The sequence below is a fragment of the Chryseobacterium sp. 27AL genome (genome assembly GCF_057815395.1).
Map to the genome: position 1 here is coordinate 57,303 of NZ_JBYRIW010000013.1, position 12,813 is coordinate 70,115.

Below are 12,813 nucleotides of genomic sequence, written 5' to 3' on the forward strand. Positions count from 1 at the left end.
GTTATAAAAATTTATTTTCTACCAATATCCAGAGTCTTTGGGCATATTCATCTACTTTATTCCATTTTTTAGAATAATAGAGATCGCTCAGATATTCTTTCGCTTCTTCCAATGTCCTGAAGCTGTTAAGATTATTCACTACTTCATTAAGTTCAGACTGACTACCGCCGAAAAGTGTTTTTGAAAAGGCAATCCGGTCATTGAGATCCAGTTTGAATTCCGGTTTTTTCTTTTCAGCTTCCATAAAATCCGTCGGTATATTTGTTTTTAAAATACTCCCTGACTCTTTTTTCTCAGCAGATTCTGTTTTTTCCGTCGGTAAAATTCTTTCCAAATGATCATCATCAAAAAGTGTCTGAACGGCTTTTAAACCCTTTATGTGGGCCAATTTTATCTTTTTTTCCTGCTGATAGGCTTCAAGATTCTCAAAACTCTCGTCAGATGCAGGCTTATCTTTTTCGTTTTCGTGAACGGGTCTGTCGATATCAACAATTTTTCTTCTGTCATTGATCTCCGCCAGAATATTCTGCTCCTGTTTTTCCTCAACTGCCGCTTCGTGCTTGATTTCCGTTAAAATACCTTCTACATTTGAAGTATCCGTAGGAAGCTCTCCATTTTCCACCATGGCACCGGAAACTGTAAAATGTTCTTCGTTTTCTTCTATCAGGAGCTCATCTTCCAAAAGTTCTGTATCAAAAATACTTGGAATAATCTCATTAATTTCCTGATTTTCTTCATTTTTCATTTCAGTTTCAAAATTATCACGGATTTTCTCTTCTTCTTCAAAATCGTTTACATTTCCCTGATGATCAGAAACTTCGTTCTCAAACCCGTCAATTTCATTAAGCTGATTATTAAAGATTACTTCTTCTTCAGTCTGTTCATCACTGAACATTTTTTCATCAATATCAAATTCATTATCAGGCTCTGAATCAGCCAATATTCTTTCCTCGTCTACAAAATTTAATGTGTCATCCGTTTGACCGGATATTTCATGTTCATCAACTTCTTTCATTTGTTCATTGAAAACATCTTCAACATTTTCAACAGGAATAATATTTTGATGATCAGAAATTTCTGTTTCTGGATTTTCTTCGACGAAATTGACTAACGTTTCATGCAATTCACCTTCAACAATTTCATTCAGCTGATTATTAAAAATTGCTTCTTCTTCGGTGACCTGGTCTGAAAATTCTTCTTTTTCTCCGATTTCGTTTAGCTGATTGTTAAAGATGACTTCTTCTTCCTCTATTTCAATTTTTATTTTCTGATCCGGAATTGACGAAAAATTTTCATTGTTTTCATCGGTGGACGAAAAATTTTCATTCCCGAAATACGCTATATTTTTTTCCAGCAAGCGTAAAAACGAAATCCTGTTGGCAAGATCATCCACAAGATCCTGCTTGGAAAGTAATTCGTCCACATTGCTTATTTTATCCAGAATAGCGATCATATTCTTGGATTCAAAAAAAATCTTTTCCTTTAAATCTTGGATGTTCTGCATATAAGAATCTTGTTAAAAAATTGCTTACTTTTGATGTTAAAAATATACGGCTAATTTAACAAATGTTTTTAGAAAATACAATTAATCATTCCAAACAAAGCGGTTGGATGGAAGTTATTTGTGGCTCAATGTTTTCCGGCAAAACCGAAGAGTTGATCAGAAGGCTGAGAAGAGCAGAAATGGCGGGGCAGAATGTGGAGATTTTTAAACCTAAACTGGATACACGATATTCTGAAGAAGAGGTAATTTCTCACAACCAGAATAAAATTCGAAGTACACCGGTAGAAAATCCCAACGAAATCATTTTATTGGCTTCCAATTGTGATGTGGTGGGAATTGATGAAGCACAATTTTTCGATGAAGGTATTGTAGATGTAGCCAATCAGCTGGCCAACAGCGGAATCCGGGTCGTAATTGCCGGTCTGGATATGGATTTTTTGGGAAGACCTTTCGGCCCGATGCCGAATCTTATGGCAACTGCAGAATACGTAACGAAAGTGCATGCTATCTGTAGAAGAACTGGAAATCTGGCTAATTATTCGATGAGAACCTCTGAGGGAAAAGATCTCATAGAACTCGGAGAAACAGAATCTTATGATGCCGTAAGCCGTAAGGTTTTTGTGGAAGAAGTTCTTAAAAAGAATAATTGATATCAAAATTATCATTATTTTTGTTTAAAATATAATAGTTAAAACTATCGAAAAATGATATTAGAAATCAAAAACTATATTAAAATCAGCAATTCTATTGATGAGATTTTGAGAAGCTCCCCTTTCAAACTGAAATATATCATTGAGAAGAGCGGAATTTCTGAACCTACTTTTTTCCGAAAAATGAAAGAGAAAAAGTTTCTTCCTGAAGAGCTGTTGAAAATTGCGGAAATTATTGAGCCGGAAGAATATTCAAAGGATGATATTTTTAGAGCTATTCAAGAAGGTTTAGAAGATGTTAAAAATGGCAGAATTCAAGAACATAATGCAGTAATGAACGAAGCTAAGGAAAGACTTTTAAGAAAAAAGAATGAATATTTTTTGGACAAATAGAGCCAAATCGGATTTGGAAAATCTTGAGGATTTTCTAATAGAAAACTGGGGTTTTAAGGTAGTTGAAGATTTTTATGAAATATTAGAAAAAAAGATTGCACTACTTGAAAATGGAAATTTAATCCACCAAAAATATGAAGATACGGAATTTCATAAATTGCTTTTAACCAAGCATAATTATATCATCTATGAAATAACTACGGATCAAATCAATCTGCTTCATATGATTAATAATTTCCGAAATCCCGATCATAATTATAATTTAATCACCAAGAGAGTTGATGAACTATAGTGTAAATCAAATCGCAGAAATTACCAACGCAAAAATTGCAGGTGACGGAAGTCTAATAATCAAAAACATCGCTTTTGACAGCAGAATCATATATTCTACCAAAAATACGGCATTTATAGCCATCAATACCCAGAAAAATTCTGGAGAAAAATTCATTGAAGCCGCAATTGACAGAGGAATTGAGATCATCATTTCTGAACACCATTATCCCCATTATGAAAATATTACGTGGATAATCGTTGAGAATTCAGTTGAATTTCTTCAAAAACTTGCAAAATATCATTACGAGAATTCTCACATAAAATCTATTGGAATTACAGGAAGCAACGGTAAAACTATTTTAAAAGAATGGCTTTATCAGTGTCTCTGGAATGAATTTCCAACGGTAAAAAGTCCTAAAAGTTTCAATTCACAGATCGGTCTTCCTTTATCTTTACTTCAGATCAATTCTTCACATAAACTGGGAATCTTTGAAGTAGGAATTTCAAAGCCTGATGAGATGGAAAAACTGGAGAATATATTTCATCCGCAGATCGGTTTACTGACTCACATTGGAACTGCCCATCTCGCAAATTTTGCTTCAGAAGAAGATTTGATTAATGAAAAAATCATGCTCTTTAAAAATTCCGAAGTTATTATTTACAACGGAGATAATTTACTGGTTGACAAAAAGATAAAAACATTATATTCAAGCAAAAAATTAATTTCTTACGGATTTAAAGAAAATAACCAGGTTAATTTTAAAATCAATATCCCGAAGGAAGATAATGTGGTTGTAAAATATTTTGATGAAGAAATTTCATTTCCTGTTCATCAGAGAGATGAAGCCACTTTAACGAACGCTTTGGCGCTTGTAACAGTTTTAAAGGAACTGGGAATTGATAATAAAAATATCGTCGAAAAAATCAACGCTTTAAAAGCTGTTGAAATGAGACTAGAAGCGATTGAAGGTATCAAAAATAATATCGTTATCAATGATTCTTTCAACCTTGATTTAGATTCTCTTAAAACTGCTTTGCAATTTTTAAATGAATATAATAAACCTAAGAAATCTTTGGTTTTAACGGATATTGTAGGTGTTAATTCAAATTCAAAAGAACTGTATGAAGAAGTTTCTGAACTGGTAAACGAACAAAAATTTGATTCTGTATTCTTGATAGGTAATGAAATATCCAAATTTAGTGAATTATTTAAATCTAAAACTTTCACTTTTATTAACACTCAGGAACTAATTAACAGTAAGTATCTTACCGAAATTGAAAATCAGATTATTCTGTTAAAAGGCGCGAGAAAATTTGAGATCGAAAGACTTAAAGATATTCTTGAACTACGTAAGCACGATACCGTTCTTGAAGTAAATCTTAATGCAATACTTCACAATATTAATTTTCATAAATCCTTGCTGAAACCTAAGACAAAAATGATGGCCATGGTAAAAGCAAATGCCTATGGATTGGGAAGTTATGAAATATCTGAATTCTTACAGCATCACCATATCGATTATCTCGGTGTGGCATTTGTAGATGAAGGTGTTGAACTGCGCAAAAAAGGAATTACCGTCCCTATCGTCGTGATGAATCCTGAACAGCACAGTTATGAAACCGTTATCGCCTATAATCTTGAACCGGAAATTTACAGCTTCAGAGTATTGGAATTATTTTACGAGGCAGTACAAAAATCAGGTTATGATAAAAAATACCCGATTCACATTAAACTGGAAACAGGAATGCATCGTCTTGGATTTAAAGATTTTGAGCTGGATGAATTAATTCAAATTTTAAATAATAAGAACTTAAAAGTCCAAAGCATTTTCAGTCACCTTTCTTCTTCAGATTTACCGGATGAAAAAGAATTTACATTACACCAACTCGAAATATTCAATAAGAACTCAAATTATCTGATAGAAAATTTAGGCTACTCCCCCATCCGTCATATTCTCAATTCTTCCGGAATTACAAATTATACAGATTATCAGTATGATATGGTAAGAATGGGAATAGGAATGTTAGGTGAATCACCAAATAGTGAAATACAAAAACAGTTACGTTCAGTAGTTAGCTTTAAAACAGTCATTTCACAAATATCACTGGTAGAAAACGGAGAATCAGTAGGTTATAGCAGAAGATTTAAGACAGATCATCCCACCAGAATTGCTACTATTCCAGTAGGATATGCAGATGGTATTCCAAGGCTGATAGGAAATCAGGTGGGAAATGTAGGAATCAATAAAACCCTCGCTCCCATCGTAGGAAATATCTGCATGGACATGATGATGATCAATATAGACCACATTCCCAATGCAAAAGAAGGCGATAGTGTAACAGTCTTCAATGCAAAACCTACGCTCAAAGATTTCGCAGGATACTGCAACACCATCACATACGAAATATTAACCTCCATTTCACCCCGTGTGAAAAGGATTTATGTAAAAGATTAACTTATGAGAAAGCTTCTGATCCTTTTATTGGCATTTCAGATATTTTTTATTCCTGCTCAGATAAAGAAAGATCTTGTTATTCCGAAAAATCCTAAAATCGGATTGTCACTTGCCGGTGGAGGAGCTAAAGGATTTTCTCATGTAGGCGTGCTTAAAGTGCTGGATTCATTGGGAGTAAAGGTAGATTACATCGCCGGAACAAGTATGGGTGCTATCGTCGGTGGGCTTTATGCTTCGGGATATTCGGGAAAAGAAATTGAGAAAATCGTAATGGATACCGATTTCTATTCATTGATCCTGGATCCCAAGGCAACCCGGCAGGAAACCACTTTCTTTAATAAATCTGTCGACAAGTACTTGCTCAGCATTCCTCTTAAAGATGGTAAAATTTCACTCCCTTCTTCCATAAGCACCGGACAGAAAAATGTTTACCTATTAAAAGAGCTTTTTAAAAATGTATCAAACATAAACGATTTCTCGAAGCTTCCAATACCTTTCATGTGTGTCGCTACCAATCTGGAGAGCGGCAATATGAAAATATTTGAAAAAGGCGACCTTGTGCAATCCATTATGGCGAGCTCTGCTTTCCCTTCGTTGATGGATCCCGTAAAAATAGGAGACAGTATTTATATTGATGGCGCCATGAGTGTCAATTATCCTTCAAAACCATTAAAAGACAAAGGAATCGATATCGTCATTGGAGTAGATCTCAATCAGGATCTGTCGAAAAGAGAAGATTTGGGAAATATTATCTCCATCTTAAACCAGGTTATTGATTTTGGAATTAAAAAAGATACCAGAAGACAATACAAATACACCGATATCAATATTAAGCCTAATCTTAAAGGCATGACCGCAACAAGCTACGACGAAAAGAAAAAAATTCTAGACAGCGGCTATGCAGAAGGACTTAAATATTCCAGAATATTGGATGAGCTTCCAAAACGCCCGTTTGACCGCCTTAGACAGCGTATAAATCCTATATATTCCAATGTTTATAAGATAGACAGTGTTTCGATAGAAGGAGGCCGGATTTACGGCCAAAATTACGTACTGGGAAAAATGGGTTTGCGTCTTCCCTCCATGCAGACATACGGAAGTATTAACAAGAAGATCGATAAGCTTGTAGCCACCAATAACTACAAATTTATCAATTACGATATCATTTCAGAAAATAATGCAAATTATCTGAAATTATACGTTACTGAAGACAATGCGCGCCATTTTCTGAAATTCGGATTGCATTATGATGAGATATTTAAAACGGGACTTCTTGTAAACTATTCAGCAAAACGTCTTTTATTTAGAAATTCAAATCTTTCCTTGGATGTTATTGTAGGAGATCAACCCAGGTATTATTTAAATTATTTTATAGATAACGGATATATACCCGGATTTGGAATTTATTCTTCAGGAATGAGATTCAATTTAAAAGACATCAATAATTATGAAGTAGATCAGTGGACCTGGCTGCGCAATGAAGCTTACATACAATCTATCTGGAGAGACAAATTTGCTGTTGGAGCAGGAATCAGCCATGATTATTTCGAGGCCGAAGCTAATGGGAACAACCTACGTATTAACCGTTTTCTTAATCCATATGTATTCCTAAAAAGCGATACTCAAAATGACAAGGACTTCCCTACCCGTGGGATTTATATTAATGCAGAGGGTAAAGTAATTGATCTGCTGAAATCGGCAGTCGAAAAAAGACTGGTACAGGTAAAAGCAGATATCAGAATCAATATTCCGCTTTCCCGGCAATTTGCTTACCGGCTTAATCTGTATGGCGGAATTACCATTGGCGAAAATCTCCCACAATTTTATCAATACAGATTAGGAGGAATATTTGAACAGAATATTATTAATTTCAGAAGTTTCTCCGGATTCTATTTTGGTCAGCTCAACAGCAACAATGCTATTCTCATCTCTAATGATCTTCAGTTCAAATTCAACAAAAACTACTTTATAAGCGGAAACTTTTCTTTTGCCAACCTTTCAGACGATATCAGTTTTGAAGATGCCGTAAAATTAAATTACAGCTCAATGGGGCTCACTGCCGGATACAAATCTCCGTTTGGGCAGATTAAGATAAACTTCAGTCACTCACTTAAAAATAATCAAAAAGGCATATTCAGTGTAATTTTAGGACACTGGTTTTAATACAATGATACAATTCTTTTACGAAAATTTATCCGAAACTGTTAATTCAGACTACAAATTATGGCTGGAAGAGATCATTCTTTCAGAAGGAAAAAAACTTGGTGAAATCAACTATATCTTCTGCGACGACGAATATTTACTGAAAGTGAATCAGGATTATCTGCAGCACGATTACTACACAGACATCATTACTTTTGACTATGTGAAAGGTAGAACGATAAGCGGAGAGATTTTCGTATCTTTGCAGCGCATTTCAGATAACGCTTCTACTCTATTTAAAGATTACGAAGAAGAATTAAGAAGAGTTTTAGCGCACGGTGTTCTTCACCTTTCAGGATATAAAGATAAAACTGAAGAAGAAGAACAATTAATGCGAAGCAAAGAAGATTATTATTTAGCAAAATACAGCAAATGAGAATTTTGAAAACAGTAAATATAATATTACTTTCTCAATATTTTTTCAGGAGCTTGATCCCGCTCTCCGCACTCGCTATTTTCTTTTTTTAAAAAGAAAATGAGCTCAGACAAATGCTGCGATCGGGGCTAAAACAGGCACATTACAGGCGATTTCAGACTGTAAATTAACAGAATGTTTCACGTGAAACATTTGTAAAAAAGATTAAAATTTAAGGCTTAAAATAAGCGATAAAGATGATTTCAGAAATATATGATGTAATAGTCGTTGGTGCAGGTCATGCCGGATGTGAAGCCGCAGCCGCAGCCGCAAACCTTGGTTCAAAAACGCTCCTTATAACCATGAATATGCAGACCATTGGACAGATGAGCTGCAACCCTGCCATGGGAGGTATTGCCAAAGGACAAATCGTTCGTGAGATCGATGCAATGGGAGGATATTCAGGAATTGTTGCAGATAAATCTGCAATACAATTTAAAATGCTGAACCTCTCTAAAGGTCCTGCAATGTGGTCTCCAAGAACCCAAAATGACAGAATGCTTTTTGCAGAAGAATGGCGTTTAGCATTAGAAAATACACCTAATCTTGACTTTTTTCAGGACATGGTAAAACAGCTTATTGTAGAAAATAATAAAGTTGCAGGAGTAGTAACCTCATTGGGAATTGAAATAAAAAGCCGTTCTGTAGTTCTTACTAACGGTACTTTCCTTAATGGACTCATTCACGTTGGTGATAAACAACTCGGAGGAGGAAGGATGGGTGAACCAAGAGCTTTCGGAATAACCGAACAGCTGGTTTCTTTAGGTTTTGAAGCCGGAAGAATGAAAACCGGTACTCCACCAAGAGTGGATGGACGAAGCCTGGATTATTCCAAAATGGAAGAACAAAAAGGAGATGAAAATCCTCAGAAATTCAGTTATTTAGATACTCCTAAATTAACTAAACAATTAAGCTGTCACATCGTTTATACAAACGAAACAGTACACGATATTTTACGTGAAGGATTTGACAGAAGCCCGATGTTTAATGGTACTATTCAAAGCTTAGGCCCAAGATACTGTCCGAGTATAGAAGATAAAATCAACCGTTTTGCAGAGAGAAACAGACATCAGCTATTTGTAGAACCTGAAGGCTGGAAAACAGTAGAAATCTATGTAAATGGTTTCAGCTCTTCTCTTCCTGAAGATGTTCAGATAAAAGCGATGAAACATATTCCAGGTTTTGAAAATGTAAAAGTTTTCCGTCCTGGTTATGCTATTGAATATGACTACTTCCCTCCTACCCAATTGAAGCATACGTTGGAGACAAAACTCATCGATAATTTATATTTTGCAGGGCAAATAAATGGTACAACAGGCTACGAAGAAGCGGCTGGACAAGGCTTAATTGCAGGTATAAATGCACATAACAAAGTACATGAAAAAGATGAATTTATCCTTAACAGGGATGAAGCTTATATAGGTGTATTAATTGATGATCTCATCACAAAAGGAACCGAAGAACCATACAGAATGTTTACTTCCAGAGCCGAATACCGACTTCTTTTAAGACAGGACAATGCCGATATCAGACTTACAAAAAAAGCATTTGAGCTAGGATTAGCAAAAGAAGAGAGATTAAAAAGAGTTGAAGAGAAAGTCGCTAAAAGCGAGGAACTTGAAGGCTTTCTACGAGAAATGTCTTTAAAACCGGGAATCATCAACCCTATCCTTGAAACTATTGAAAGTAGCCCTGTTGATCAGGCTTACAGAGCATCTCAGATTCTTACAAGGCCTAATATGACACTAGAAAAACTTGAAAATATTGAGCCCATTAAGGATTATGCATCAAAATATGACAATGAGATTAGAGAACAAGCTGAAATCAATATCAAGTATAAAGGCTATATTGAAAAAGAAAAAGAAAACGTTGCTAAGCTAAATAGATTAGAAAATATAAAAATCCCGGAAGATTTTGATTACTCAAAAATTTCAAGTCTTTCTGCAGAAGCAAAACAAAAAATGTCTAAAGTGAAACCGAAAACAATTGCTCAGGCAGGAAGAATTAGTGGTGTTTCACCAGCCGATATTAATGTTTTACTGGTCTATTTAGGCCGTTAAATGATAAATGTTTCACGTGAAACATAAATAAATTTAAAGCGAAAATTAAGGTATTTATCAACGTATTATGAGCAATAGATATCTTAATTTTATTTATCTTAGAAACCAAATAAAATGAAAATTAAAGATCATTTTCTTTCACAGGAAATATTTGAAATTAAAGAAACTGAAACAAAGGGAGTTTTTAAAACCTTCCCTATTCCGGAAAATATTTCCAAATATTATGAAAGTGAAGACTATATCTCCCATCATCAGGATTCAGGAAGCTTAAAGGAAAAACTGTATAAATTTTTGCAATCATTCAATCTTCAATACAAGAAAACAATTCTTCTGGACAGAATTAAAAAAGATTCAAAAGTTTTAGATTACGGTTGTGGAGCAGGTGAATTCGTAAAGTATATAGAAAATGATTTTACCGTCTTCGGATTTGAACCGGATGCTGATGCCAGAAATGCTGCAGCAAGCAAATTGTCAAAAGCAAAAATCCTGGATAATATCGATAGCATTGAAGATCACAGTCTGGATGCAATCACTTTATGGCATGTTTTCGAACATATTGAAAACCAGGATGAGATGCTTGAAGTTTTTAATAAAAAATTAAAAGATAAAGGGTTACTAATTATTGCTGTTCCCAACCCTACTTCTTATGATGCTTTACATTATAAAGAATTTTGGGCAGCTTACGATGTGCCAAGACATGTTTATCATTTCACAAAAAATGGAATGCAAAATTTAATTAGTAAAAAGCCAAACTGGAAATTAAGAAAAATCAAACCTTTGGTTCTTGATTCATACTACATCTCAATGTTGAGCGAAAAATATCAAAAATCTTCCTTATTTTGGCTAAAAGCAATGATCTTTGGAACAATTTCTAACGTAAAAGCACTTTTTTCGAACGAATTTTCAAGTTTGATATATATTATCGAAAAAAAGTAGAAAATGGATTTTTAACCTATTTCTGAAGGTCGTATTTTTGTATTTTCCTTTCAAAATTTCAAGACTCATAAATTTTATGAGTTTTTTTATATAATTTTTTATACGTCAAGTTTTGTCGTAAGGCTGTTATATTTTTGATTCAGATAAAAATTAAAAATATTATGGAAACAATTTATCAAACATTAACAGCAACACCGGAAGTTTTAGTAACCTACAATCCGAGATCCAAAGAGACATTAAATTATGAAAGAGTAACTCACGATCATAATGGGGCACTTATTGATGACAATCTAATAGCTGCCAATGGTAATAACATATACATCAAAAATAATGGATATTATTACAGATCGGTATTTCACGATAATGTAATTAACTTAAATAATTTTATTGACCGTAATGCCGCAAATGGACTTGATATAACAAACCTGCTAAAGTATGTAATAAAACTTGCTTATAACTTATCTCCTGTTTCATTAACTTGGAGAGAACCATTAAAAATAAAACTTCCTACAGGAAGTTTTATAATAGATGATACAATCATCGACTCTACATCAGATCTTTATGGAGGTAGATTTGTTTTTGAGGGAGAAGGATTTCAAAATACTATAATTTCATTCGAGCCAAAATCAGAAAAATTCTTATTTGATAATATAGATATGTTCGGATATACAACCTTCAGCAATATTTCCTTTATTTCTAATTTTATAGGAAAATTTATGAATGCTGAAGTAGGAACAAGAGGAAATCCTCAATCGATTATATTTTCTGACTGCTATTTCAAAGACTTCAAAACAATTCTTGATGTATCAGGAAACAAAATGATGTCGGAAGTAACTTTTAGAAATTGTAAGATTCTCGAAGGTGATTCAGATGCGGTTCTTTTTAAACTGAATAATCCTCAGGCGGTAAACTGGAGATTTTATTCTACTGAAATTGAAAGTATTATAGGAACAGTTTTTGATTTTTACGCTGGAAGTACAATATCCTATTTTCAGGGATCAATCATTGGTAATAATAACCCGAATACTGTAATATTTAAAGTAAATAGTGCAGCAGATCCAAACTTTTTTGGCGCAGGAAATAGTCCAAATTTACAAATGTATGGTGTTAGATTTGAGCTTAGAGGAGATACAAAATTAATCAAAATTGAAAATCCAGATGTAGATTTCTCCGCAAAATTCGATAATTGTGGGATGGGTGGTTTCAATCTAAATTCTTCAACATATACGGTAGATTTGAAAGGAAGAGGTAGTTTTATTTTTGATAATTGCACTAATTATGGAAATTTCAAGTTTAAGCATGAAATTAATAATGCAAATAGCTACCTAAATCCCACTAAGATTAAATTCATCAACACGTGTCCAGATTTAGATATTATCAATAGCGGCCTGTGTAATGAGGTGGTTAATACTGGCGGATATCCTCTATATATTTTCGAAAATTGTGGTTTAAATTCTTATTACAGACCTTTTGGAAGAGATACATTTTTCGTAAATAGTGATTTTTATAAAATCAGTAAAAAAATCATCAGTAAAGGATACAGGAATGATGGTAGTGAGGTAACCGGTATGGTGCAAGATAGAATTTATGCTGATCTTGGCCAAGACAATAATGAATATAAGCATTTAGTGACATTTAATCTTCCTAATGTTCCCATTCATTCTATAAAAATCATCTTTGATAAAGCTTGGCAAGGAGGATTTGGAGGTTTAAGCTATAACGTTAAAGTCTATAATACTGATATGTCCGATGAAATAGCAACGGGAATTTTAAATACTTCCAATAAGCTAGAATTAAATGATAAGAGAGGGTATTTTGTGTCTAATAATGATAAACTTCATGTTGAAGTACAAAGTATTGGTGGATGGAGTCAACTTTTAGGTGTAAAAACTTTTTTGGTAGTGGAATATTAGAATTTAGAGGC

10 protein-coding genes are annotated in these 12,813 nt (G+C 33.8%); 9 read left to right on the top strand and 1 reads right to left on the bottom strand.

Going from position 1 to position 12,813, the window contains the following annotated elements; all coding sequences use genetic code 11:
• Window position 1: 1 nt before the first annotated feature.
• A complete protein-coding gene (locus AC3WV0_RS15295) occupies window positions 2-1,504 on the bottom strand; it encodes a DUF8457 domain-containing protein (protein WP_488846967.1) in 1,503 nt (500 codons plus the stop codon).
• Between the two features lie 62 nt (window positions 1,505-1,566).
• Between AC3WV0_RS15295 and AC3WV0_RS15300 the strand changes: the two genes are divergently transcribed.
• The 9 genes from AC3WV0_RS15300 to AC3WV0_RS15340 all read left to right on the top strand — a co-directional run bounded on the left by AC3WV0_RS15300 (window position 1,567) and on the right by AC3WV0_RS15340 (window position 12,802).
• On the top strand, window positions 1,567-2,154 hold the full coding sequence (locus AC3WV0_RS15300) for a thymidine kinase (protein ID WP_488846968.1): 588 nt from the start codon (window positions 1,567-1,569) through the stop codon (window positions 2,152-2,154).
• Window positions 2,155-2,208: 54 nt separating this feature from the next.
• A complete protein-coding gene (locus tag AC3WV0_RS15305; protein ID WP_488846970.1) occupies window positions 2,209-2,547 on the top strand; it encodes a hypothetical protein in 339 nt (112 codons plus the stop codon).
• On the top strand, window positions 2,525-2,839 hold the full coding sequence (locus AC3WV0_RS15310; RefSeq protein WP_488846971.1) for a type II toxin-antitoxin system RelE/ParE family toxin: 315 nt from the start codon (window positions 2,525-2,527) through the stop codon (window positions 2,837-2,839). The genes AC3WV0_RS15305 and AC3WV0_RS15310 overlap by 23 nt, the downstream gene beginning before the upstream one ends.
• Window positions 2,829-5,276, top strand: coding sequence for a bifunctional UDP-N-acetylmuramoyl-tripeptide:D-alanyl-D-alanine ligase/alanine racemase (locus AC3WV0_RS15315; protein ID WP_488846972.1), 2,448 nt, complete (start codon window positions 2,829-2,831; stop codon window positions 5,274-5,276). The genes AC3WV0_RS15310 and AC3WV0_RS15315 overlap by 11 nt, the downstream gene beginning before the upstream one ends.
• Before the next feature lie 3 nt (window positions 5,277-5,279).
• Entirely contained in the window at window positions 5,280-7,439 is a 2,160-nt protein-coding gene (locus tag AC3WV0_RS15320) for a patatin-like phospholipase family protein (protein ID WP_488846973.1), read from the top strand.
• Window positions 7,440-7,443: 4 nt separating this feature from the next.
• The gene (gene ybeY, locus AC3WV0_RS15325) at window positions 7,444-7,854 is read left to right on the top strand and encodes an rRNA maturation RNase YbeY (RefSeq protein WP_488846974.1); all 411 of its coding nucleotides are present in this window, start codon (window positions 7,444-7,446) and stop codon (window positions 7,852-7,854) included.
• A 236-nt stretch (window positions 7,855-8,090) separates the two neighbouring features.
• A complete protein-coding gene (gene mnmG / locus AC3WV0_RS15330; protein ID WP_488846975.1) occupies window positions 8,091-9,953 on the top strand; it encodes a tRNA uridine-5-carboxymethylaminomethyl(34) synthesis enzyme MnmG in 1,863 nt (620 codons plus the stop codon).
• Between the two features lie 114 nt (window positions 9,954-10,067).
• The gene (locus AC3WV0_RS15335) at window positions 10,068-10,889 is read left to right on the top strand and encodes a class I SAM-dependent methyltransferase (RefSeq protein WP_488846976.1); all 822 of its coding nucleotides are present in this window, start codon (window positions 10,068-10,070) and stop codon (window positions 10,887-10,889) included.
• A gap of 161 nt (window positions 10,890-11,050) precedes the next feature.
• The gene (locus tag AC3WV0_RS15340; RefSeq protein WP_488846978.1) at window positions 11,051-12,802 is read left to right on the top strand and encodes a hypothetical protein; all 1,752 of its coding nucleotides are present in this window, start codon (window positions 11,051-11,053) and stop codon (window positions 12,800-12,802) included.
• Window positions 12,803-12,813: the final 11 nt, after the last annotated feature.

Bases quoted from the DNA above. Each gene is read 5' to 3' on its own strand.
- AC3WV0_RS15315 (WP_488846972.1), top strand. From the start codon at position 2,829: ATGAACTATAGTGTAAATCAAATCGCAGAAATTACCAACGCAAAAATT.
- ybeY (WP_488846974.1), top strand. From the start codon at position 7,444: ATGATACAATTCTTTTACGAAAATTTATCCGAAACTGTTAATTCAGAC.
- AC3WV0_RS15310 (WP_488846971.1), top strand. From the start codon at position 2,525: ATGAATATTTTTTGGACAAATAGAGCCAAATCGGATTTGGAAAATCTT.
- AC3WV0_RS15335 (WP_488846976.1), top strand. From the start codon at position 10,068: ATGAAAATTAAAGATCATTTTCTTTCACAGGAAATATTTGAAATTAAA.
- AC3WV0_RS15300 (WP_488846968.1), top strand. From the start codon at position 1,567: ATGTTTTTAGAAAATACAATTAATCATTCCAAACAAAGCGGTTGGATG.
- AC3WV0_RS15320 (WP_488846973.1), top strand. From the start codon at position 5,280: ATGAGAAAGCTTCTGATCCTTTTATTGGCATTTCAGATATTTTTTATT.
- AC3WV0_RS15340 (WP_488846978.1), top strand. From the start codon at position 11,051: ATGGAAACAATTTATCAAACATTAACAGCAACACCGGAAGTTTTAGTA.
- AC3WV0_RS15305 (WP_488846970.1), top strand. From the start codon at position 2,209: ATGATATTAGAAATCAAAAACTATATTAAAATCAGCAATTCTATTGAT.
- AC3WV0_RS15295 (WP_488846967.1), bottom strand. From the start codon at position 1,504: ATGCAGAACATCCAAGATTTAAAGGAAAAGATTTTTTTTGAATCCAAG.
- mnmG (WP_488846975.1), top strand. From the start codon at position 8,091: ATGATTTCAGAAATATATGATGTAATAGTCGTTGGTGCAGGTCATGCC.